Source organism: Cypionkella sp., from assembly GCF_036782355.1.
GTDB lineage: Bacteria > Pseudomonadota > Alphaproteobacteria > Rhodobacterales > Rhodobacteraceae > Cypionkella.
On sequence record NZ_DAIPZF010000010.1, the window covers coordinates 66,178 to 88,244 of the forward strand.

Annotated in this window: 26 protein-coding genes, 1 tRNA gene and 1 pseudogene; 10 read left to right on the top strand and 18 right to left on the bottom strand. The window is 60.0% G+C overall.

Going from position 1 to position 22,067, the window contains the following annotated elements; translation table 11 throughout:
* Nucleotides 1-885, bottom strand: a complete 885-nt coding sequence (gene purU / locus V7Q10_RS05685) for a formyltetrahydrofolate deformylase (protein ID WP_333868090.1) — start codon at nt 883-885, stop codon at nt 1-3.
* A gap of 218 nt (nt 886-1,103) precedes the next feature.
* Here purU and deoD point away from each other — a divergent pair, with 218 nt between their 5' ends.
* Together deoD and V7Q10_RS05695 are read left to right on the top strand one after the other, a co-directional pair.
* Nucleotides 1,104-1,808, top strand: a complete 705-nt coding sequence (deoD, locus tag V7Q10_RS05690; protein WP_333868091.1) for a purine-nucleoside phosphorylase — start codon at nt 1,104-1,106, stop codon at nt 1,806-1,808.
* A gap of 57 nt (nt 1,809-1,865) precedes the next feature.
* The gene (locus V7Q10_RS05695) at nt 1,866-2,840 is read left to right on the top strand and encodes an aldo/keto reductase (RefSeq protein WP_333868092.1); all 975 of its coding nucleotides are present in this window, start codon (nt 1,866-1,868) and stop codon (nt 2,838-2,840) included.
* On the opposite strand, the gene V7Q10_RS05700 is transcribed toward V7Q10_RS05695, so the two are convergent.
* The 13 genes from V7Q10_RS05700 to V7Q10_RS05760 form a co-directional block, all read right to left on the bottom strand.
* A complete protein-coding gene (locus tag V7Q10_RS05700; protein WP_333868093.1) occupies nt 2,837-3,697 on the bottom strand; it encodes an urea carboxylase-associated family protein in 861 nt (286 codons plus the stop codon). The genes V7Q10_RS05695 and V7Q10_RS05700 overlap by 4 nt on opposite strands.
* A gap of 249 nt (nt 3,698-3,946) precedes the next feature.
* The gene (locus V7Q10_RS05705) at nt 3,947-4,492 is read right to left on the bottom strand and encodes a helix-turn-helix transcriptional regulator (protein WP_333868094.1); all 546 of its coding nucleotides are present in this window, start codon (nt 4,490-4,492) and stop codon (nt 3,947-3,949) included.
* 458 nt (nt 4,493-4,950) lie between these two features.
* On the bottom strand, nt 4,951-5,727 hold the full coding sequence (locus tag V7Q10_RS05710) for a succinate dehydrogenase iron-sulfur subunit (RefSeq protein ID WP_333868095.1): 777 nt from the start codon (nt 5,725-5,727) through the stop codon (nt 4,951-4,953).
* 23 nt (nt 5,728-5,750) lie between these two features.
* The gene (locus V7Q10_RS05715; RefSeq protein WP_333868096.1) at nt 5,751-6,044 is read right to left on the bottom strand and encodes a hypothetical protein; all 294 of its coding nucleotides are present in this window, start codon (nt 6,042-6,044) and stop codon (nt 5,751-5,753) included.
* Between the two features lie 3 nt (nt 6,045-6,047).
* Nucleotides 6,048-6,362 (bottom strand): hypothetical protein, encoded by a 315-nt coding sequence (locus V7Q10_RS05720; protein ID WP_333868097.1) that lies wholly within the window; start codon nt 6,360-6,362, stop codon nt 6,048-6,050.
* Complete coding sequence (gene sdhA / locus V7Q10_RS05725; protein ID WP_333868098.1) at nt 6,362-8,164, bottom strand: succinate dehydrogenase flavoprotein subunit; 1,803 nt, start codon at nt 8,162-8,164, stop codon at nt 6,362-6,364. The genes V7Q10_RS05720 and sdhA overlap by 1 nt, the downstream gene beginning before the upstream one ends.
* Nucleotides 8,165-8,173: 9 nt before the next feature.
* On the bottom strand, nt 8,174-8,545 hold the full coding sequence (gene sdhD / locus V7Q10_RS05730) for a succinate dehydrogenase, hydrophobic membrane anchor protein (RefSeq protein WP_333868099.1): 372 nt from the start codon (nt 8,543-8,545) through the stop codon (nt 8,174-8,176).
* 10 nt (nt 8,546-8,555) lie between these two features.
* A complete protein-coding gene (sdhC, locus tag V7Q10_RS05735) occupies nt 8,556-8,939 on the bottom strand; it encodes a succinate dehydrogenase, cytochrome b556 subunit (protein ID WP_333868100.1) in 384 nt (127 codons plus the stop codon).
* A 215-nt stretch (nt 8,940-9,154) separates the two neighbouring features.
* Nucleotides 9,155-10,180 carry a MaoC family dehydratase gene (locus V7Q10_RS05740; protein WP_333868101.1) on the bottom strand — a complete coding sequence of 342 codons (1,026 nt, stop codon included), beginning with the start codon at nt 10,178-10,180 and terminating at the stop codon, nt 9,155-9,157.
* A 28-nt stretch (nt 10,181-10,208) separates the two neighbouring features.
* Nucleotides 10,209-10,412 carry a DUF1737 domain-containing protein gene (locus V7Q10_RS05745; protein ID WP_333868102.1) on the bottom strand — a complete coding sequence of 68 codons (204 nt, stop codon included), beginning with the start codon at nt 10,410-10,412 and terminating at the stop codon, nt 10,209-10,211.
* 4 nt (nt 10,413-10,416) lie between these two features.
* Complete coding sequence (locus V7Q10_RS05750) at nt 10,417-10,965, bottom strand: NnrU family protein (RefSeq protein ID WP_333868103.1); 549 nt, start codon at nt 10,963-10,965, stop codon at nt 10,417-10,419.
* A gap of 14 nt (nt 10,966-10,979) precedes the next feature.
* Nucleotides 10,980-11,825 carry an HpcH/HpaI aldolase/citrate lyase family protein gene (locus tag V7Q10_RS05755; protein WP_333868104.1) on the bottom strand — a complete coding sequence of 282 codons (846 nt, stop codon included), beginning with the start codon at nt 11,823-11,825 and terminating at the stop codon, nt 10,980-10,982.
* 243 nt (nt 11,826-12,068) lie between these two features.
* Nucleotides 12,069-12,812: a sulfite exporter TauE/SafE family protein gene (locus V7Q10_RS05760; RefSeq protein WP_333868105.1), complete on the bottom strand. Its 744-nt coding sequence runs from the start codon at nt 12,810-12,812 to the stop codon at nt 12,069-12,071.
* 151 nt (nt 12,813-12,963) lie between these two features.
* Between V7Q10_RS05760 and mdh the strand changes: the two genes are divergently transcribed.
* Nucleotides 12,964-13,926: a malate dehydrogenase gene (gene mdh / locus V7Q10_RS05765; protein ID WP_333868106.1), complete on the top strand. Its 963-nt coding sequence runs from the start codon at nt 12,964-12,966 to the stop codon at nt 13,924-13,926.
* Between the two features lie 50 nt (nt 13,927-13,976).
* Here mdh and V7Q10_RS05770 read toward each other — a convergent pair whose 3' ends face one another.
* Entirely contained in the window at nt 13,977-15,194 is a 1,218-nt protein-coding gene (locus V7Q10_RS05770; protein WP_333868107.1) for a flavin-containing monooxygenase, read from the bottom strand.
* Nucleotides 15,195-15,420: 226 nt separating this feature from the next.
* On the opposite strand from V7Q10_RS05770, the gene V7Q10_RS05775 reads away from it, so the two are divergent.
* From V7Q10_RS05775 to V7Q10_RS05800, 6 genes and pseudogenes are all read left to right on the top strand, one after another.
* A complete protein-coding gene (locus tag V7Q10_RS05775; RefSeq protein ID WP_333868108.1) occupies nt 15,421-15,843 on the top strand; it encodes a RidA family protein in 423 nt (140 codons plus the stop codon).
* Nucleotides 15,844-15,846: 3 nt separating this feature from the next.
* A complete protein-coding gene (locus V7Q10_RS05780) occupies nt 15,847-16,515 on the top strand; it encodes a DUF1028 domain-containing protein (RefSeq protein ID WP_333868109.1) in 669 nt (222 codons plus the stop codon).
* 25 nt (nt 16,516-16,540) lie between these two features.
* Complete coding sequence (locus V7Q10_RS05785; RefSeq protein ID WP_333868110.1) at nt 16,541-17,479, top strand: LysR family transcriptional regulator; 939 nt, start codon at nt 16,541-16,543, stop codon at nt 17,477-17,479.
* Between the two features lie 3 nt (nt 17,480-17,482).
* Nucleotides 17,483-18,481: pseudogene (locus V7Q10_RS05790) on the top strand (oxidoreductase); the annotation flags it as partial.
* Between the two features lie 105 nt (nt 18,482-18,586).
* A complete protein-coding gene (locus V7Q10_RS05795) occupies nt 18,587-19,552 on the top strand; it encodes an FAD-dependent oxidoreductase (RefSeq protein ID WP_333868118.1) in 966 nt (321 codons plus the stop codon).
* Nucleotides 19,553-19,653: 101 nt separating this feature from the next.
* A complete protein-coding gene (locus tag V7Q10_RS05800) occupies nt 19,654-19,782 on the top strand; it encodes a hypothetical protein (RefSeq protein ID WP_333868111.1) in 129 nt (42 codons plus the stop codon).
* A gap of 23 nt (nt 19,783-19,805) precedes the next feature.
* On the opposite strand, the gene V7Q10_RS05805 is transcribed toward V7Q10_RS05800, so the two are convergent.
* The 3 genes from V7Q10_RS05805 to V7Q10_RS05815 are packed head-to-tail and all read right to left on the bottom strand — an operon-like array spanning nt 19,806 to nt 21,717.
* The gene (locus V7Q10_RS05805; protein WP_333868112.1) at nt 19,806-20,282 is read right to left on the bottom strand and encodes a DUF2948 family protein; all 477 of its coding nucleotides are present in this window, start codon (nt 20,280-20,282) and stop codon (nt 19,806-19,808) included.
* Nucleotides 20,279-21,547: a UDP-N-acetylglucosamine 1-carboxyvinyltransferase gene (gene murA / locus V7Q10_RS05810; protein ID WP_333868113.1), complete on the bottom strand. Its 1,269-nt coding sequence runs from the start codon at nt 21,545-21,547 to the stop codon at nt 20,279-20,281. Before murA ends, V7Q10_RS05805 begins: the two co-directional genes overlap by 4 nt.
* A gap of 8 nt (nt 21,548-21,555) precedes the next feature.
* The gene (locus V7Q10_RS05815) at nt 21,556-21,717 is read right to left on the bottom strand and encodes a hypothetical protein (protein WP_333868114.1); all 162 of its coding nucleotides are present in this window, start codon (nt 21,715-21,717) and stop codon (nt 21,556-21,558) included.
* A gap of 276 nt (nt 21,718-21,993) precedes the next feature.
* Between V7Q10_RS05815 and V7Q10_RS05820 the strand changes: the two genes are divergently transcribed.
* Nucleotides 21,994-22,065: transfer RNA gene (locus V7Q10_RS05820), tRNA-Thr, on the top strand.
* The last annotated feature ends 2 nt before the right edge of the window (nt 22,066-22,067 follow it).

Below are 22,067 nucleotides of genomic sequence, written 5' to 3' on the forward strand. Positions count from 1 at the left end.
TCAGCCCATCCGTTCAGAGGCATAAGACCCAGGCGAGGCCGGGAACACCACGGTTTTATTGCCGTTTTGGAACACGCGGTTGTGGATATGGGCGTGGATCGCACGCGCCAGAACCTGACATTCAACGTCGCGGCCAAGGCTGACGTAATCTTCGGCACTTTGAGCATGGGTGACACGGATGGTGTCTTGCTCGATGATCGGACCCTCATCGAGATCGGTGGTGACATAATGCGAGGTGGCGCCAATCAGTTTGACGCCGCGCTCGTAGGCCTGCTTATAGGGGTTCGCGCCTTTGAACGACGGCAAGAAAGAGTGGTGAATGTTGATGATCCGGCCCGACATCTTTTGGCACATCTCTTCGGACAGGATCTGCATATAGCGCGCCAGCACGATCAGCTCGGCACCCGCCTCTTCGACCACCCGCATGATCGCGGATTCGGCGGTGGGTTTGTTTTCCTTGGTGACTTTGATGCAGTGGAAGGGGATGTCTTGGTTCACCACAACCTTTTGATAATCCATATGGTTTGAAATCACCGCCACGATGTCCACCGGCAAAGACCCAATCCGGCAGCGATAAAGCAGATCGTTCAGGCAATGGCCAAAGCGGCTGACCATGATCACCACTTTCATCTTGGCGGCCTCGTCATGGAACTTATAGGTCATGCCAAAGGGGGCGGCGATGGTGGCAAAGCCGTCTTGCAGCTGCGCCAGCGTCGCGCCGGTTTCGCTGGTAAAGCTGACGCGCATAAAGAAATTGCTGGTCTCGACATCATCATATTGCGAGCTGTCGGTGATATTGCCGCCATTTTCGGCAAGAAACGTCGCAATCGCGGCGACAATGCCACGCGAGGAAACACAGGTAACGGTAAGGCAATAGCGGCTCATAGACATCCCTTTTCGGACAGATTTCGGCGCAAGATCGCATGCACGCGACAGCAGGTTAAGAGCACAACCGCAGCTTTTTCTGCGCCTGCATAGCAAAGACTCTGCGGGACGGAACGCTTTGTCGCTTATCGGAAACCGGCATTGCCCTTGATTTTCCGACATTGCCGCGCAAAGGCTGGGGCAAGGCCGTGCGCGGCGCAGACAAAAGGGGCGAATCCATGACATTTCACATCGGGGCCAAAGCGGGCGAGATTGCCGAAACCGTGCTGCTGCCCGGCGACCCCTATCGCGCGCGCTGGGCGGCGCAGACCTATCTGGAAAATCCGGTGCTGGTGAACGAGGTGCGCGGCATGCTGGGCTATACCGGCACGTGGCGCGGCCACCGCGTCACCATCCACGGCTCGGGGATGGGGATGCCGTCGCTTTCGATCTATGCCACCGAGTTGATGAAGGATTACGGCGCGCAAACCTTGATCCGCATCGGCTCGGCGGGGGCCTTGCAGCATCATGTCAAAGTCCGCGATGTGGTTTTGGCGCAGACCGCCAGCACCAATGGCTCGCCCTCGCGCAGCATTTTCCGCGAGATGAACTTTGCGCCCTGCGCCGATTTCGGGCTGCTTTCGGCCGCCCATGCCTGCGCACAACAGATCGGGGTGCCGGTGCATGTTGGCGGGATTTATTCGTCAGATACCTTTTACGACGAACGCCAAGACCTGTCGGATCAGTTGCAGCGCCACGGCACGCTTTGCGTCGAGATGGAGGCCGCCGAGCTTTACATGCTGGCCGCGCGCTATCAGCGCCGCGCCTTGGCGGTGCTGACGATTTCCGACCATATCCTGACCCACGAGGCCCTGCCCGCCGATCAACGCGAAACCAGCTTTGGCGCGATGGTCGAGGTGGCGCTTCACGCCGCCTTTGCCTGATCCTGCCTTGACCTAAGCCGGCCAGAGGTGTCTTTTGCGCCAGAGCAGGAGAGAATGATGCAAAAACGGCAGCTTGGCCCGAACGGCCCCCATGTCTCGGCGATCGGGCTTGGGGCAATGTCTTTTGGCGGGCTGTTTGGCCCCACCGATGAGGGCGAAAGCTTTGCCTGTCTGGATGCGATGCTAGAGGTCGGCATTGATTTCATCGACACCGCCAATATCTACGGCATGGGCGTGTCGGAAACCGTGCTGGGCAAATGGCTAGCCAGCCGCAAACCGCAGGTGGTGATCGCAACCAAGGCGAGCTTTGTCGCCGACCCTGTGCGGCGCGTCGATAACTCGGAAGCGCATCTGCGGGCGGAACTTGAGGCCTCACTGCGCCGAATGGGGCGCCATCATGTTGAACTGTTCTACATCCATCGCCGCGAAGCCACGCGCCCCTTGGAAGAGGTGATCGGCACGCTGTCGCGGCTGATCGAAGAGGGCAAGATCGGCGGCTATGGCCTGTCAGAGGTCGCCCCCTATACGCTGCGCGCGGCGCATGCGATCCATCCCTGCCGCGCGGTGCAGAACGAATATTCGCTGTGGACGCGCCAGCCTGAACTGGGGCTGATCCAAGACTGCGCAAGGCTTGGCGTGGCCTTTGTGCCGTTCTCGCCGCTTGCGCGTGGCATGTTGGGCGACACCGCCCTGCCCCAGCCGACCGATGGCTTTCGAGCAGCAAACCCGCGCTTTACCGAGCCGAATTTTTCGGCCAACACGCAGAAAATCAACGGGTTTCGTGCGTTTTGCGCGGCGCGCGGCTGGTCTGTTCCGGCAACGGCGCTGGCTTGGGTGCTGTCGCGCGGCCCGCATCTGATCCCGATCCCCGGCACCCGCCACGCCGCACATTTGCGCCAATGGGCGCAGGCGGTGCAGATCAGCCTGTCGCCCGAAGATCTGGCCGAGATCGAGCGGATCTTGCCGGTCGGCTTTGCCGAAGGCGCGCGTTACGGCGACCCGCAGCTTTTGGCGATCGAGCGGTATTGCTAACGCCCATGGCTGCCATCATAGCCATTGGCCGCAGCGCCCTGCCAGCCTGCGGGCGGGGCTGCGGGGCGAAACACCTCGACCAACAAAGGATGGCAGGCGGCTTGATCCGAGGAATGTTCTGACGAGCAATCGCCCCCCGGACAGGCCGAAAGCCCGCCAATAAGGTCGGTGTTGGCGAAAAACTCCAGATAATCGCCGACCCGCACCGGGCTTGCCTTCATGAAATATTGGCCAGTGTCGCGGGTAAAGCCCGTACACATAAAGACGTTCAGCACATCATGCACATGCAGCTCTGCCGCAGCCAAGCTAAGGCCGGTGCGATCCGCCAAGGCGCGCGTCAGGTTGGAATGGCAGCAATGGTGATACTGCCCGCCCGCCAACAGATTATGGGTATAGGGGTCGCAGCGGGTGCCGATGACGTCATGTACCGCGCCGCCAAAGCTGTCAAAACCATACCAATCAAGGCTGTCATCAGTGATCAGCGCCAGCGCGCGCAGATAGGGCAGGTTTGACCACATCCGATCCCCCGCGCTTAGGTGCGTGCCATGCAGCGCGCGGGTTTTGCCCGAGAAAAACCGCTCGGCCAGATTGTCCGCGGCCCAAAGGTTCAAATCGCCGACCTGCGGCCCGCCGACCGAGGTGATGCGGAAAAAGCAGCCCGCTGGCACATCAAAACAGGCAGCCTCGCGCGCGGGCACCAAGGTTTCCGTGATCTTGTGCCAGCCCGCGCGTGCGGCGTGATAGGGGGCAAGATCGGGCTGCGGCAGATCATCCACCGGATAGCAAATCACCGGGGCAACAGATTTGCGCGCGGCGGCATCGGCGGGGGCGCTATGGGCGGGGGTGTCGGGTTTCATCACGCTTTCCTATCAGGGGGCCGCTGGCAATGCTGTGGCGGCTTGCCTGCCGTGTCACATTCTGCGCCACAGGCCACGCAGCGATAATGCGCGGACCCAAGCCTGCGATCAAGCCGCCATTTGCAGGCGCGCGTCAGGGTCGAATTGCGTCGCGACAGCCAAAGATAGCCATAGACCGACAGGGCAAGGATAAGCAAAAGCAAAGGCATAGCCGAACCATCGCAGAGCCGCGCGCAAAGGCAAGCCCGATTACAGGATGCGCCGCGCCGCCGCGATAGAGGCCGCCTGCGACTGGGTGCGCGCGCCCAGCTTGCGTTTGACATTGTTCAGCCGGGCTTTGACCGCGCTTTCGGTGATGCCCAGCTCGATACCGATCTGACGCAACCGCATGCCTTGCGATTGCAACTTCAGCGCTGCGATTTCGGCCAGGGTCAACTCTGGCTCGGACCCCTCGTGCAGCTGCTGCATCTGGCGCTCCAGCATCTGCAATTCGTCAGGGGTAAACTCACGATCGTCGCGGAAAAACAGACCATAGCTGCGCCGGCCGCGCTCTTGCGCCCGCACAACAGAAACCACCGCGCCATAAACAAGCCCAAAGATCGCCGCCTGCGCCAGCACCTGATGCGGATCGGGCCGCGTCAAATCGGCCAAAGCCAGCACGCCGCTGTTGCTATAGACCCAAGCAATCGCGGGATCGTGGATCAGCAATCCATTCGTCGCATAGAAATCAACCCAAAGTAGGGGCAGCTGGTTCAGCTCGACCTCGGCAAAGGAAAAGCCAACCCTCAGGGCCACATAAAAGCCCGCGGGCGCGATTGTATGAAACGCGCTTTGGATATCATTCAAGCTGGACATAATCAGGGATCACTCACCTTTTTTTTGGAACGCGTGAAAGCTTGACGAAGGCGCAGACTTAAAGCCGCGCCTTAAAACACTTCACCAAAAAACTAAAATTCCAGCAGGACCCAGCCAAAATTCACTACTTAAGCGCCCCTGTTCAACGGGCTAAGCGCTGTTTGAAGCAGTTATCGCAGGGTTGCAAAGTACCTTAAATATATCCGAAAGCGCATCTGGATAGATTTTTTCGGCATCAACACCTACACCACTACACCATTGTGCAAGACCTTGTGTCACTAAAGAGAGTTTTGCTCGAAAAACACTGAAACGCCCTAAGCAGTGATAAAAATTTGATTATGCCGTAAAAAAAAGCCCGCCACAACGGACGGGCTTTCTTGAGATGTTTCGGGTTGCGATCAGACCACGCGATCGACCATCATTTTCTTAACTTCTGCAATCGCCTTGGCAGGGTTCAAGCCCTTGGGGCAGGTCTTGGCGCAGTTCATGATGGTGTGGCAGCGATAAAGCTTGAAGGGGTCTTCCAGATCATCCAAGCGCTCGCCCGTGGCCTCGTCGCGGCTGTCGATGATCCAGCGGTACGCGTGCAGCAAGGCGGCTGGCCCCAGATATTTGTCGCCATTCCACCAATAAGACGGGCAAGAGGTGCTGCAACAAGCGCACATCACGCATTCATAAAGCCCGTCGAGTTTCGAGCGGTCTTCGATAGATTGCAGCCATTCTTTTGCTGGGCGATTGGTCTTGGTTTCCAACCACGGCATGATGCTGGCGTGCTGGGCGTAGAAATGCGTCAGATCGGGGATCAGATCCTTGATCACCGGCATATGCGGCAGCGGATAGATTTTCACATCGCCCTTGACCTCATCCAAGCCGTAGATGCAGGCCAGCGTGTTGATGCCGTCGATGTTCATCGCACAAGAGCCGCAGATCCCCTCGCGGCACGAACGCCGAAAGGTCAGCGTCGGGTCGATGTCATTCTTGATCTTGATCAGCGCGTCCAGAACCATCGGCCCGCAAGCATCCATATCAAGGAAATAGGTATCCACACGCGGGTTTTGCCCGTCGTCTGGGTTCCAGCGATAGATCTGGAACTTGCGCAGATTTTTGCCCGCAGGCTTCGGCCAGGTCTTGCCGGTAAGCACTTTGGAGTTTTTCGGCAGTGTGAACTGAACCATGATCAGACCTTTCTTCGGTGCCGCTACAGCGATGCGGCTGGAATGCTGGAATAAGAACGCGAGGGGAATTCGCCCGAGCGGCGGACCACGCAATTTTGGTAAACCTGCGACGGATCGCGGCCTTGCAGATAGTCAGAGGTAATCGTGACATTGCCGCGCAGCTTTGGCTTGCCATCCGACCCGATGCCGACGCCAACCGAGCCGCGCGGCTGTTCGGCCAAGCGGGCTTGCGACAGGCATTCGCGTTCGGCCTGCGCCAAGGACACCGGGCCACAGGCCGAAACGCAGATCAGAACAGCAGGGGCGAAGCGGTGCATCGGCTATCCTTTCAACGCAGGCACGCCATTGGCGGCAAAACAGGCAGAGGTGGCAGGGCGCAGCGCAATCGCGCGGATCCGTGCCACGGTCAAAGACCCCGCACTTACACCAACATCGCGCGACAGCGCCTCGATCTCTGCGGGGGTGGCAGATTGAACGATGCAGCGCGTGGCTGCATCGGCTTGGGCTGCGCTTAGTTCTTGTTCAAGCACAGGCCGCACGACGCTTTCGGCCGTACGGGCAAGCACCTTATCTGCCAGCCCCTGCGGTGTGCAGGCGCCAAGCAGAACAAAACCAAGCAGAGCCAGCGCGCGCATCAGAACTTACGCTCGGCAGGCGCGATTTTCTTCAAGCTGATGCCGCCATCGGCCTCGGTCGTCAGCGGCGCGGTGTGCACGGGGCGATAATCCAGCGTCACCTTGCTGCCATCGACCCGCGCCAAAGTGTGCTTGCGCCAATTGGCATCATCGCGGGTGACAAAGTCTTCATGCGCATGCGCACCACGGCTTTCGGTGCGGGCATGTGCGCCCACAATCGTCGCCAAAGCGTTCGGCATCAGGTTTTGCAGCTCGAAGGTTTCCATCAGATCCGAGTTCCAGACCAAGCTGCGGTCTGTCACTTTGATATCGGCCATCTTACCCGCAATCGCCGTCATCTTTTCAACGCCTTCGCCCAGCGTTTTGTCGGTGCGGAACACGGCCGCATCGGCCTGCATGGTCTTTTGCATCTCAAGCCGCAGCTCGGCGGTGGGGATAGAGCCATTGGCGTGGCGCGTCGCATCAAAGCGATCAAGCGCGCGATCAACTTCGGCGCGGTTCAGATCGGCGGGGCGTTCCTTGGGGTTCACAATCTCGCCGGCGCGGATGGCGGCGGCACGACCAAAGACCACAAGGTCGATCAAGGAGTTAGACCCCAAACGGTTTGCGCCATGCACCGAAGCACAGCCCGCCTCGCCCACAGCCATCAGGCCGGGCACGGTGGCGTCAGGGTTTTCGGCGGTGGGGTTCAACACCTCGCCAAAGTAATTGGTCGGGATGCCGCCCATGTTGTAATGCACCGTCGGCAGCACCGGGATCGGTTCCTTGTGCAGATCGACGCCCGCAAACACCCGTGCGGATTCCGAAATGCCCGGCAAGCGCAGCGCCAGGGTTTCTGGCGGCAGGTGGTTCAGGTGCAGGTGGATGTGATCTTTGTTCGGGCCAACGCCGCGGCCTTCGCGAATTTCAATGGTCATGCAACGCGAGACATAGTCGCGTGGCGCCAAGTCTTTGTAATGTGGGGCATAACGCTCCATAAACCGCTCGCCATTGGCGTTGGTCAGATAGCCGCCCTCGCCGCGCGCGCCTTCGGTGATCAGGCAGCCCGAGCCATAGATGCCGGTCGGGTGGAATTGCACGAATTCCATATCCTGCAACGGCAGGCCTGCGCGCGCCACCATGCCGCCACCGTCGCCGGTGCAGGTATGGGCCGAGGTTGCGCTGAAATAGGCACGGCCATAGCCGCCCGTCGCAAGCACAGTCATCTTGGCGTTAAAAACGTGGATGGTGCCATCGTCCAGTTTCCAAGCCACCACGCCAGTGCATTTGCCATCGGTCATGATCAGATCAATGGCGAAATATTCGATGAAGAATTCCGCGTTGTTCTTCAGGCTTTGGCCATAAAGCGTGTGCAAAATCGCGTGGCCGGTGCGGTCGGCGGCAGCACAGGTGCGCTGCACCGGCGGGCCTTCGCCGTATTCGGTGGTATGGCCACCAAAGGGGCGCTGATAGATTTTGCCCTCTTCGGTGCGCGAAAACGGCACGCCGTAATGCTCGAGCTCGTAAACTGCCTTGGGGGCTTCGCGCGCCAGATATTCCATCGCATCGGTGTCGCCCAGCCAATCCGAGCCCTTGACAGTGTCATACATATGCCACTGCCAGCTGTCCGGCCCCATATTGCCAAGGCTGGCCGCGATGCCGCCTTGGGCTGCAACCGTATGGCTACGGGTCGGAAAAACCTTGGTCACGCAAGCGGTGCGCAGACCCTGTTCGGCCATGCCAAGCGTGGCGCGCAAGCCCGCGCCGCCTGCACCAACAACCACAACATCATAGTCGTGAACTTCATAAGGATAAGCAGTCATATCAGCCCCTTAAAGCGCGATGCGGACAAGAGCATAAAGCCCCGTCACAGCGATCACGGTGGAAAGCGAGGTCACAAAGATCACCAGCATTTTGCGGGTGGTGCCATGGGTGTAATCTTCAATTGCCATGGTCGCCCCCATGGCAAAGTGGCGCATGCCGATCACCAGCACCAGCGCCGTCAAAATCGAAGCGAAAGGATGCGCAAAGGTGGCGCGCACCGTTGCGTAATCTTGGCCCAAGGCATGGCCAACGATATAGACCCAAACCGGAATTAAGAACGCCAAGGCGACCGAAGACATCATCATCGACCAGTGATGTTCGGTTCCCGAATGGGCCGAACCCTTGCCAACAGCGCGTTTGCGAGCGGTGATATAGCGCATGTCTGCCTCCTTAAACGATCAGAATGGTGATGAAGGTCAAAACGAACGACCCGATGACAATGCCCCAACCCAGCCGCTCGGCTGTTGGAATGTCGAGCCCGTGGCCCGCGTCAAAGTAAAGGTGCCGCAGCCCAGCAAGATAGTGATACCACACCGCCCAGGCCGAGCAGGTGAACACCAGATCGCCAAACCAGCTTGTCGCCACAGCATTTGCCACTGCAAAATAAGGCTCGCTGACTGCGGCCGCCAGCAGCCACCAGACCACAAGCACCACGCCCACGATCAGCGCATTGCCGGTGATCCGTGTCAGGATCGACACGACCGAGGTCAACTGCGGGCGGTAAATTTGCAAGTGCGGTGAAAGGGGGCGTTCCACCCGCTTAATCTCGGCCATATCGGATCCCTTCGTCATAGAGCGCCCAAACTATCTGTGGGCACAGACTTATCATGCAATAATCAATAGCGCGTAAATCAGCAATGTCACCATCGCCTGTGCTGCGATTGCGAAAAACTCTTACAATCCAGCGTGATTTTATGCATTTGTGATCACGAAAAAAAATCGTGTGATCACAAAGTAAAACACATGGGACTCTCAAAGCCCCTGCGCCGCTAGATCGGCATCAAGGCCCAGTAATCAAGATCCAGCAATACTTCGGGCAGATATTTGCCATCCGGCCCGCGCAGATCACCCGCGCTGCCCTTGGTCGCAACCAAGCGCAAGCGGATCGCCCCAACGCCCGGCGCAGAGGTTGGCGCGCGGTCCAGCACCTGCGACCAAGCCCGCACGGTATCCCCAGCAAAGCAGGGGTTGGCATGGGCGCCCGCGTTCAGCGCCACGATCATTTGCGCATTGGCCAGCCCGTTGAACGACAGCGCGCGGGCAAGCGAGATCACATGCCCGCCATAGATCAGCCGCCGCCCATCAGGGCGCTGCGTGGCGTCAAAATGCACTTTGGCGGTGTTTTGCCACAGCCTTGTGGCCAGCATATGCTCGGCCTCTTCGATCGTCACGCCGTCAACATGGTCAATCACCTCGCCCAGCGCGTAATCGCCCCAGCGATGCGGCTCGCCACTTTGGGTGAAATCATAGCGGGTGAAATCAAGCCCCTGTGGGATCACCAGATCTTGGGCCGCCACCGTCGCCGCAAGCTCAGGCAGCACGGTCGTGGGTGCTGGCGCGTCAAGGTCGCGCTTTTTCACCATCACCCAGCGCACATAGTCCAGCACCGGTTGATTGTGCTGGTTGGTGCCAAGCGTGCGCACATAGACCACGCCCGATTGCCCGTTCGAATTCTGCTTAAGCCCGATCACCGTGCTTTGCGACCGCAGCGTGTCGCCGGGCCAAACCGGAGCCAACCAGCGCCCCTGCGCATAGCCCAGATTTGCCACCGCATTCAGCGAGACATCGGGCACGGTCTTGCCAAAGACCACATGAAAGCCGATCAGATCATCCAGCGGGCTTGCAGGCAGACCGCAAGCCTGCGCGAAGACATCAGACGAATAAAGCGCGTGGCGGGCGGGATAAAGCGCATGGTAAAGCGCGCGCTCGCCCAGCGTTACCGTGCGCGGCACGGCATGCGCGATGACCTCGCCAAGGCGATACTCCTCAAAAAACCGCCCCGCGTTTGTCTTCATCTTATCCTCTTGAACCCGTTGTGCCGCGCTAGTGTTCGCCCAATTTGACCTCGGGGGTGTAGGTGCCCTCGACCTCTTTCACCACGGCTTGGCCGCAGCGCATCACGCCGCGGCTGGCGTCAAAGCTATAGGTCGGGCCCCCATGCAGGGCCCAGCCTTTGTTCAAAGCAGCCGTCACCCGATGGCAAAAGGCAGATGTGTCGTCATCGGTCAGAAATCGAAACAACTGCATGGGTTTAGCCAAACACCGGATAGCCAAGGCGCGCGTGAATCATTCCAATCACCCCCATGATCAGCACTGCCACCACCAGATGCAGCACATCAAAATAGACCGGCCCCGCTTTTGGCCGATCCCAAACCGGCTGCATTTTATTGATAAAGATCAGATCCAGCACCGCCCAAGCCAGCAGCCCGCCAAACAAGATCAAGCTGGCCAGATCGCCATTCACCAGCAAATGCGCCAGCGCCCAGGTTTTCACCCCCGACAGCATCGGATGGCGGATCTTGGCGCGCAAAGCCCCGCGCGAAAAGCCCAGGAAAAACAGGAAAATCGCCACCAACATCAACAGGTTGTTGATATGGCGCAAAAACAGTGGCGGGTTCCAAAGCTGGATCACATCGGCCGAGCGGTAGCCCACAACCATAAACACAATCGCCAAAATCGTCAGCCCCGAGGCCACCATTTTGCCGTTGTTATCGCCAAGGCTGGCGCGAAACCCAGGCGTGACGCGCTTCATCAAATGCGAATAGGCCCAAAGCAGGACCCCAACGATCAGTAGTGCCATTCAAACTCTCCCTGTCATGCCATTGCGGCAATTGCGCTGGCTTTTGCCAAAAGCGCCTCTGCCATCATGATATGCAGGTTTTCGACGATCTTTCCATCCACAACCGCAACGCCCTGGCCTGCGGCCTGTGCTTCGGCAAAGGCCGCGATCTGGCGCGCGGCAAGCTCTAGCTCGGCAGCCGAGGGCGCAAAGGCTGCGTTGGCGATCTCGATCTGCGCGGGGTGGATCAGGGTTTTGCCGTCAAAGCCCATATCCCGGCCTTGGGTGCATTCGGCCAAAAGCCCGGCCTCGTCCTTAAAGGCATTATAGACGCCATCGACGATGACGCGGCCATAGGCGCGCGCGGCCAACAAACACAGCCCCAAGCCCGCCTGCATCGGCAAGCGATCTGCGCGCATCCGGCTGCCCAATTCGCGCGCCAGATCATTGGTGCCCATCACCATGCCGGCAAGCTGCGGATGCGCCGCGATTTGCGCCGCATTCAGGCAGCCCAGCGCGGTTTCCATCATCGCCCACAGCGGCTTTTGCGGGGCAAGCCCTGCGACCGCGTCAAGTTCGGCGGGGGTGTTCACCTTGGGGATCAGCAGCGCCTCGACCTCGGCCATCGCGCCAAAACGCGCGATATCATCGGCACCCCATGCGGTATCAAGCCCGTTGATGCGCACGATGCGCAACCGCGCACCATAGCCCCCCGCCGCCAAAGCCTGCGCCAAAACCTCGCGCGCGGCGGCTTTCTCATCGGGGGCAACGGCATCTTCCAGATCAAAGATAATCGCATCGGCGGCCAGACCGCGCGCCTTGTCCAAGGCCCGCACATTCGAGCCGGGGATATAAAGGACAGAGCGGACGGGATGGGTCATGATTCTCTCCAAGCAATATTCTTGCGCAAAGAGGCCGCATTTTGTCACTTTCAGCAAGAGGTGAAATGCCGCAATGCAGAAATTTCCGCACGCGCTCTTAACGATTTGCTGGGGTTCTGCGCGCAGGCTGGTCTGACCCTTTGATCGGAGCCGCCCATGGACCGCCAGCTTTTCGCCCTCTCTTTTGGTTTTTTGGTGGTGATCCTTGCCACCCATCCGGGCTGGACCAGCCCCTTGCCCGCCCTAGCCGTGCAGACCATCCCAGATCAGCTTGGCCGAGACCACCAACAGCGCCCAAGTTACAAGCCGGAAAAACAGCGCCTCGGGCAGACGTTTTACCAGCGCGACGCCGGCAAAGACTGACAGCGCGGCGACGGGCATCAGCACCAGCACCTTTTCAAGACTGGCAAGATTGACCTGCCCCAGCATATAATAGGGGATCAGCTTGATCGCATTGACATAGGTAAAAGCGATGGTCGAGGTGCCGGCAAACACCGCCTTTTGCAGCCCCAAGTGCAGGGTATAGACCTGAAACGGCGGGCCGCCCGAATGGCTGACAAAGCTGGTAAACCCCGTCACAGCCCCCCAAAACAGCCCCGGCGCGACATTGGCCGGTTTCGCCGCCGCCCCTGCCTTGACGCGAAACAACAGGTTCAGGGCAAAGATCACGCCAATCAGGCCGATCAGCACCGTCACCAAAGCCTCGGACACCAAGGTTGCGGCGAAATAGCCCAAAACCACCCCCAGCGTCATGCCGGGCAGCATGATCGCCAAAACCCGGGCGTTAAAGGCACGGCGATAGGCGTAAAGCCCGAACATGTCAGACACCACATAGACCGGCAGCAGCAGCCCCGCCGCCGCAACCGGATGCATCACCAAGGACAAAACCGGCACCGACAGCATGCCGATCACCGGCAAGCCCCCCTTGCCCATGCCAACAAACACAGCGGCAAGCGTGGCCAAAGCCCAAAACAACGCGCCATCCATGTCGGTCTCCTTAATTTGTGGCAAAGCTTTAGCGCAAACATTGCGATATCGCCAGAGATTGCGCTTTGCCGCGCTGCGGCGGACTTGCGCGAGCCGCGCGTTAGGCTTACCAAACCCGCGATATTCACGTTCAACCCGAGGGGGGATTCCCATGGCTAGACCTAAAATCGCGCTGATTGGCGCAGGCCAGATCGGCGGCACGCTCGCCCATCTTGCAGCGATCAAAGAGCTTGGCGACGTCACTTTGTTTGACATCGCCGAAGGCACACCGCAGGGCAAGGCGCTGGACATCGCGCAATCTGGCCCCTCCGAGGGCTTTGACGCCGTGATGAAAGGCGCAAATTCCTACGCCGAAATCGCGGGTTCTGACGTTTGCATCGTTACCGCAGGCGTGCCGCGCAAGCCTGGCATGTCGCGCGACGATCTTTTGGGCATCAACCTGAAAGTGATGAAATCGGTCGGCGAAGGCATCAAGGCGCATTGCCCGAACGCCTTTGTGATCTGCATCACCAACCCGCTTGACGCGATGGTCTGGGCGCTGCGCGAATTCTCTGGCCTGCCGCATAATATGGTTGTCGGCATGGCAGGCGTGCTTGATTCGGCGCGCTTCCGGCATTTCCTGTCGGTGGAATTTGGCGTGTCGATGCGCGATGTCACCGCCTTTGTGCTGGGCGGCCACGGCGACACAATGGTGCCTTCGGTGCGCTATTCGACCGTTGGCGGCATCCCGCTGCCCGACCTGATCGAAATGGGCTGGACCACACAGGAAAAACTGGACGCCATCGTTCAGCGCACCCGTGACGGCGGCGCTGAAATCGTTGGGTTGTTGAAAACCGGCTCGGCTTTCTATGCGCCTGCGACCTCGGCGATCGAGATGGCAGAAGCCTTCCTGAAAGACCAAAAGCGCATTCTGCCTTGTGCGGCCTACTGTGACGGCGAATTTGGCCTGAAGGGCATGTATGTCGGCGTGCCAACCATCATCGGCGCTGGCGGGATCGAGAAGATCGTCAACATCAAGCTTTCGGCTGAAGAGCAAGTGATGTTCGACAAATCTACCGATGCTGTCAAAGGTCTGGTCGATGCCTGCAAGGCGATTGACCCATCCTTGGCATAAGCCAACGCTTTGATCTAAAACAGAAACGCGCGCCCTAGGGCGCGCGTTTTTTAGGTTGCGGCGATCTGATCGGCCAGATAAGCGGCATCGCGCCAGACACCCCAGATAAAGGGCGAGGCGCGGCTTGCCAGCCACGGCAGGCCAAGGAAATAAAGCCCGCGATGCTTGGTCACGCCGCGCAGATGATCCGGCCTGCCCTTTTCATCCAGCGCATCGACCTGCAACCAGCTGTAATCCAGCGCATAGCCCGTCGCCCAAACGATCGAGGTGATCCCCGCCTGCGCCAGATCCAAGCTGCGCAGCGGGTGGGTGACGCAGTCTGGGTTTTCCGCGAAAATCCGCGCCTCGGGTTCGGGCGGGAAATCCAGACCATGGGCGGTGACATAGGCGTCGGCCTCGTCCAAAGTCGTCAGATAATGCCGATCACCACCGGCGATATTCTCGGCCAGATCCGCCGCAATCTGCAAGACGCCGTTGTCATAGGCGCCGGTGCGGCCCAACAGCGTCATGCCGCGCGCGGCGAAAGCGCGGAAATCCACGGTATTGCCGCCATGCGCGCCGCTGACAGCGATGGTGACATGCTCCATTCCCTTGCGCCGCGCTTTGGCGTCCCAATGGCCCAAGACCCCCAGCCACCAGCAAAAATCCTTGCCGCGATAGCGGATCGGCGGGCGGTCGTGCGGACCCACCGAAAGATAAACCTTGCGGCCTGCACGCAAAAGCTCGTCGGCGATCTGCGAGCCCGAGGCCCCCGCCCCCACCACCAGCACAGCCCCCTGGGGCAGTTGCGCTGGGTTGCGATAGCCCGAGGAATGCAGCTGCATCATCCCCGCCGCCGCTGGCACATCTTGCGGGATCAGCGGGCGCTGAAACGGCCCAGTGGCCGAGACAACATTGCGCGCCTCGATCACGCCTTGGCTGGTCTGCACGCGGTAGCCAGCCTCAATCGCCGCGACCGCGGTCACCTCGACGCCGCAGCGGATCGGCGTTTTGGTCATTGCCGCGACTTGTTCGAAATAGGCAACCATGCGATCTTTTGGGGCAAAACTCGCCGGGTCAAGATCGGGAAAATCCAAGATCGGGAAGCGGTCGTGCCAAGCCGGACCGTTTGCCACCAGTGAATCCCAACGCTCGCTTCGCCAGCGTTCGGCAATGCGATGACGCTCCAGCACCAGATGCGGCAAACCGCGCTCTGACAGCTGCGCGCTCATCGCAATACCGGCTTGCCCGCCGCCGATGATAAGCGTTTCGATCTGTTCCACTGACACCGCATGCTCCTTTGACGCCACGTTACGCTGTACTTAGGGTGGCAATGGGTTAGGGAAAACTATAATTTGATTCAGCCTAGCGTAGCCCAAGCTTACCCATGGCGGCCATATTTGATTAGCCAAAATGGAGGCAATGCGACGAAAACCCTTACTGCTGAAGGTGGCCCAAGGCGGCTATCAATCATCCTGCGACATTTTGTCCACCCATCGAAAGGCTGCTGCCGTCATGGCCAATCCGCACACGCGCTATCGCAAGTTCAACACCAAAGAGACCTACCCAGAGCAGAACTTGGACAATGATCTGTGCCAAGCTGTCGCCACGCGCGGCGGGCGCACCCTGTATTTGCGCGGTCAATGCCCGCAAAACCTTGATGACGCCAAGGATATCGGCAGTCATGATCCCGTCGAGCAGACGCATAAGGTGATGCAAAACATCCGCCAGCTGATCGAAGAGGCGGGCGGCAGTATGGAGCATCTGGTCAAGGTGGTGGTCTATATTACCGATGTGCGACACCGCGAGGCGGTGTACCGCACCATGGGCGAATATATCAAAGGTGTGTATCCGGTCTCGACCGGGCTGGTGGTCACAGCACTTGCGCGGCCAAGCTGGTTGGTCGAAATCGACGGCACCGCCGTGATCCCGGATTAAGCCATGACATTTTCCCTGATCGCACGCTGCACCACTTCGGGCCAATTTGGCATGGTGATCTCGTCTTCCTCGCCTGCGGTGGCGGCGCGCTGTGCGCATGTGCGCGCAAGCGTGGGCGTAGTGGCCAGCCAAAACATCACCGACCCCGCCTTGGGGCCTGCGGTGCTGGGTGCAATGGCCGAGGGGGCCACGGCAGAGCAAGCAGTGGCTGCCCTGTCGGGGCGGGCGTTTATTGACTATCGCCAAGTGCTGGCGCTTGGCGCTGCGGGCGCGCCTGCGATCCATTCGGGCGCACAGGTCTTGGGGGTTTGGGCGGAAGCTTTGGGACCGCATTCGGCAGCGGGCGGCAATCTTTTGGCCAATGACGCTGTGCCCCAAGCCATGGTGGCAAGCTTTGAGGCCGCGCAGGGCCATCTGGGAGATCGGTTGATAGCAGCCTTGCAAGCGGGGCTTGCGGCCGGCGGCGAGGCGGGGCCGGTGCGTTCGGCGGGCCTCAAGATCGCGGATAAGCTTGATTGGCCCTTGGTCGATCTGCGCATCGACTGGCATGATACCCCGATTGCAGCATTGGCCGAGGCTTGGACCGTCTACCGCCCCCAAATGTCCGCCTATGTGCAGCGTGCCCAAGACCCGACCGAAGCTCCGTCTTACGGAGTACCCGGCGACGAATAACGCCCTCATCCAGCGAAAGGCCCATATGCAAACTCGCTTTACCTTGCGACAATTAGAATATCTGGTCGCGGTCGGGCGCTTTGGCTCGATCTCGCTGGCGGCACATCATCTGTCGGTCTCGCCACCCTCGATCTCGAACGCCATTGCCCAGCTCGAGGCCGAATTTGGCCTGCCCGCCTTTGTGCGCAAACATGCCCAAGGCATGACGCTAACCCAAGCCGGACGCGCATTGATGGCGCAGGCGGTGCAGGTGCTGGAGGCAGCCCGCACTCTGTCAAACCTCGCCGATCAGCACAATGGCACCGTGCGTGGCGATCTGAACGTTGGTTGCCTGCTGACCTTTGCCCAGATCATCGTGCCGCGCCTGCGCCGCGCCTTTACCACCGCGTTTCCCGAGGTGACCTTTCGCCAGTTTCAGTACCACCAAGCCGGTCTGATTGAGGCGCTGCGCGATGCAACCATCGACATTGCGATCACCTATGATCTGATGATCCCCGCCGATATGGAGTTTACCCCGCTGGCCAATCTGCCGCCTTTTGCCATGCTGCCAGCGGCACATCCTCTTGCCACACGCTCTAGCCTTAGCCTTGCCGAGCTTGCGCCCTCGCCCATGATTTTTCTGGATCTGCCGATCAGTGGCGCCTATTTCATGTCGCTGTTTGACCAAGCAGGTGTCACCCCGCGTATTGTCGAGCGTAGCCATGACATGGCGGTTGTGCGGTCGCTGGTGGGGAATGATTTCGGCTATTCCGTCGCAAATGCCCGGCCTTTTGCGCCAACGGCCCCTGATGGCAAAGAGCTGGCCTTTGTACCGCTGACAGGCGGGCTTAAGCCCGTTCGGATGGGGATTTTGTCCACCGCGGGGGGGAAATCTTCGCTGACGGTCAAGACCTTTGTCAGCCTTTGCGAAAAGATGATCGATCCGACCATGCAGGCTCAAATCTCGATTAATGCCAAGGAGTAGCGCATGCGCGACCCGCGCTATGACATCCTGTTTCAGCCGCAAAAGATTGGGCCGGTGACGGCAAAGAACCGGTTTTATCAGGTGCCCCATTGCAACGGTGGCGGCTACCGCGACCCATCGGCGGCGGTGGCGATGCGGGAGATCAAGGCGCAGGGCGGCTGGGGCGTGATCTTTACCGAACAGACCGAGATGCACCATTCCTCGGAAATCACCCCCTTTATCGAGCTGCGCCTGTGGGAGGATCAAGACATCCCCTCGATCGCCAAGATGGCGGCGGCGATGAAAACCCATGGCGCTTTGGCAGGCATTCAGCTGGCCTATTCCGGCATCAACGGCCCGAATATGTATACCAAGGAAGTGCCGCTTGCGCCCTCGGCCCTGCCCATTCGCACCTTCACCAATGATCCGGTGCAGGCCCGCGCCATGGACAAAACCGACATTCGCAATCTGCGGCGCTGGTTTGTCACGGCCGCAAAGCGCAGCCAGACAGCGGGCTTTGATCTGATCTGTCTTTACGGCGCGCATGGCTTTGGCATTTTCCAACATTTCCTGTCGCGCGCCACCAATTAGCGCAGCGACGAATATGGCGGCAGTCTTGAGAACCGCTCGCGCTTTGCCCGCGAGGTGATCGCCGATATGCGCGACGCGGTGGGCGACAGCATGGCGCTGACGCTGCGGGTGTCTTTGGATGAAAGCATTGGCGCTTTGAGCTTTTCCAATGCCGAGGTGCGCGACTTTATCGCGATGAACGCCGATCTGCCCGATCTGTGGGATTTGGCGATGGGCACATGGGAAGACTGCTCTGGCCCCTCGCGCTTTAAAGCCGAAGCCGCGCAAGAGGTTTGGGTCAGCGGCATCCGTGCGCTGTCCAGCCGCCCCGTGGTCGGCGTTGGCCGCTTTACCTCGCCAGATGTCATGGTGCGGATGATCACCTCGGGCACCTTGGATTTCATCGGCTGTGCGCGCCCCTCGATTGCCGATCCGTTTTTGCCGGCCAAGATTGACGCAGGCCGGATTGAAGACATTCGCGAATGTATCGGCTGCAATATCTGCATCACCGGCGACATGACCCAAGGCATGGGCCGCTGCACGCAAAACCCGACTTGGATGGAGAAATGGCGGCGCGGCTGGCATCCTGAACAGATCGCCACCAAGGGCGAAAGCGACAGCGTTTTGATCATCGGGTCTGGCCCTGCCGGGCTGGAAGCAGCGCTTGCGGCCTCGAGCCGCGGCTATGATGTGGCCCTTGCCGAAGCCCGCGAGGTCTTGGGCGGCCGCGTCGCCCGCGAGCGGCTGTTGCCGGGGCTGTCGGCTTGGGGGCGGGTGGCGGATTACCGGCTTTATCAGCTGCAACAACGCGCCACTGTGCAGCTTTACCCCGCCTCGACGTTAAGTGCCGAGGATATCATCAGTTTTGGCTTTCAGCATGTCTGTGTCGCCACCGGTGCGCTGTGGCGCGCCGATGGGGTGGCGCGCCAGCATATCACACCGCTGCCCGCCGACCCGCGCCTGCCGGTCTTTACCCCCGATGATCTGATGCAGGGCCGCCTGCCTTCGGGCCAAGTGGTGATCTATGACGATGATCACTATTATATGGGCGGGGTGCTGGCCGAGCTATGCGCGCAAAAGGGCTGTGCGGTGACATTGATCACACCCTCGGCCTTTGTCTCGGATTGGACCGCCAACACGCTGGAACAAGCCGCCATTCACCGCCGGCTTGTCGGGCTGGGGGTGAAAATCCTGCTGAACACCGGGCTTGCGGCGATCCATGCCGATGGGGTGGAAACCAATTGCAGCTATACCGACGCCCGCGCGCGGCTGGGCTGCGATGCTGTGGTGATGGTCGCTTCGCGCATTGGCAATGACGCGCTTTACCACGCCCTGAACGCACGCGCGGCCGATTGGGCCGATGCGGGCATCCGCTCGGTCAAGCTGATCGGGGATGCCGCAGCCCCGGCCCCGATTGCTTGGGCCACCTTTGCCGGACATCGCTATGCCCGCGAACTGGATGCGCCCGACATCGGCGACGCGCTGCCATTTCGCCGCGAAGTCACCGCATTGGCCGCAGATTAGCGCTTTAATAGCGCAAGCTATTGCTTTGGCCGCGTGATAGGCTGGCCCCACGCGGGGTTGAACCGCTGCCAGCTTTTGGCTTTACGCGAAGGACTGCGATCATGGCCAAGGGTATGAACAAACAGGGCAAATCCGACAAAAAGCCGAAAAAAGAGAAACCAAAGGTGATTGCCGCCGCCCCCAGCACCAAAAATCTGGTGGTGATCGCAGGCGTCAAGACCAAGTCCTAAGACCAAGCCCACCTCGGGCGCTGTCAGTCCTGATGCGACGGCAGTTTGCCCGAGGGCGCAAAATAAGGCCGCGTGGTGTCGCGCAGACTGGCGTCCAGCGCCTCGATCTGCAGAGCGATTGCGCCGTCTCCGGCCAAAACCAGCGTGACGGTGCCGCCACCCTGCCCGTCTTCGGCAAAGCTGATCGACAAAAGCGACAAAACGGTGTCGCGCGCCTCGCGGTCAAGGCCCGAGGTTTTCACCGCCAGCACGCCTTCAAACACCAACAGGCTTTGCACCCGCTCGAAGCGCCGGTTTTGGGTTTTGGCGGCTTCGGCATCTTCCCAGCGAAAGCGGTTCAGCAGCAGCGCAAAGCGGCGACGGGTCTTGGCATATTGCATTTCGGTGATCGGAAACACCGCGTCTTGGCACAGTGCCGCAAGAATGGCCAAGCCTTCGCCGTCTTGCGCGATCAAGCGCAGGGGTTGGTCGCTGCCATCCTCAAACCGCGCGTCGCTCATGCCTTGATTCGCTCGATATGCGCGCCGATGCCGCGGAATTTCTCTTCAACCCGCTCATAGCCGCGATCCAAGTGATAGACGCGGCTGACCACGGTTTCGCCTTCGGCCGCAAGCCCCGCCAAGATCAAGCTGACCGAGGCGCGCAGATCCGTCGCCATCACCCGCGCCCCGCGCAGCTTTTCAACGCCTTTGACCGTGGCCGTGCCGCCATGCACCTCGATCTGTGCCCCCATCCGCAGCAGTTCCGGCGCATGCATAAAGCGGTTTTCAAAGATCTTTTCTTCCAGAACCGACGTGCCCTCGGCGGTGCACAAAAGCGCCATCATCTGCGCCTGCAAATCGGTCGGAAAGCCGGGGAAAGGCTCGGTGGTGACATCGACCGCCCGAATGCGCCCGCCCTTGCGTGACACCTTCAGCCCCGCTTCGGTTTCCGTCACCGAGACACCCGCCTGATCCAGCTTTTCGGCAAAGGCCGCCACCAGATGCATGCGCCCGCCCAACAGCTCGACCTCACCGCCGCAGATCGCAGGCGCCAGCATATAGGTGCCAAGCTCGATCCGGTCGGTCACCACCTGATGCGTCGCCCCGCCCAGACGGTCTACGCCCTGAATCTCGATCCGGCTGCTGCCCTCGCCGTCAATCTGCGCGCCCATTTTGCGCAGACATTGCGCCAGATCAACGATCTCGGGCTCGCGCGCGGCATTGTTGATCACCGTGGTGCCCTTGGCGAGCGTGGCCGCCATCATGATATTCTCGGTCGCCCCGACGCTGGCCATGCGCAACGTCATCTGCGCCCCGCGCAGCTTGCCGCCCTTGGCCTTGGCGTGCAGATAGCCGTCTTTCAGCTCGATCTCGGCGCCCAAAGCCTCGAGCCCGTGGATGTGCAGATCCATCGGCCGCGCGCCAATCGCACAGCCGCCCGGCAAAGACACCACCGCATGACCCTCACGCGCAAGCAACGGTCCCAGCACAAGGTTAGAGGCCCGCATTTTGCGCACGATCTCATAATCAGCAACATGGTTGATCGGCCCAAGGCTGGACAGCGCAAGCACCTTGCCCTCTTGCAGACCCGCCACTTCGGCGCCCAAAGACTGCAAAAGCTGCGTCATGGTGGCAATATCCGACAGCCGCGGCGCATTGGTCAGCGTCAGCGGCTCTTCCGACAGCAGCGTCGCAGGCATCAGCGCCAAGCAGGCATTCTTGGCGCCAGCAATCGGAATCACCCCATTCAGCGCGCCATTGCCTTTAACCAAAATCGAATCCATGCCCTGCCCTACTCGTTGTCTGTGTTCAAATCGTCAGATGCCTCGGCATCCTGCGCCGCGCGTCCACGCGTTTGCGCTTTGCGTCGTGCCATATTCGCCTTTAACGCCGCTTTCAACCGCGCCTCACGCGCAGCCTCTTGGGTTTTCTTTGAATTTTCTGGTGGCTGCATCTGCGATTTTTCCAATCCTGCAACCTTCTAATACAGGCCCAGCCAAGCGTCCAGCAAACACCCGAAAAAAAGCCGCAGTTTGCACTTGCACCCCGCCAAGAATGCGTCTAATCAGCCGCCACGCAGGAAGATAAACCAGTCAACCTGCCGACAGCCGCCGCGGCATATGCCTTTCAGAAATGAAAAGCAAACCATGCCAAAGCGCTGAAATAGCAGGGTTATTCCAGAACCCTCTTGCCTTGTCTGAAAGACAAGGTTAACAGCTGGAACAAAGATGCTGTGGTAGCTCAGTGGTAGAGCACACCCTTGGTAAGGGTGAGGTCGAGAGTTCAATCCTCTCTCACAGCACC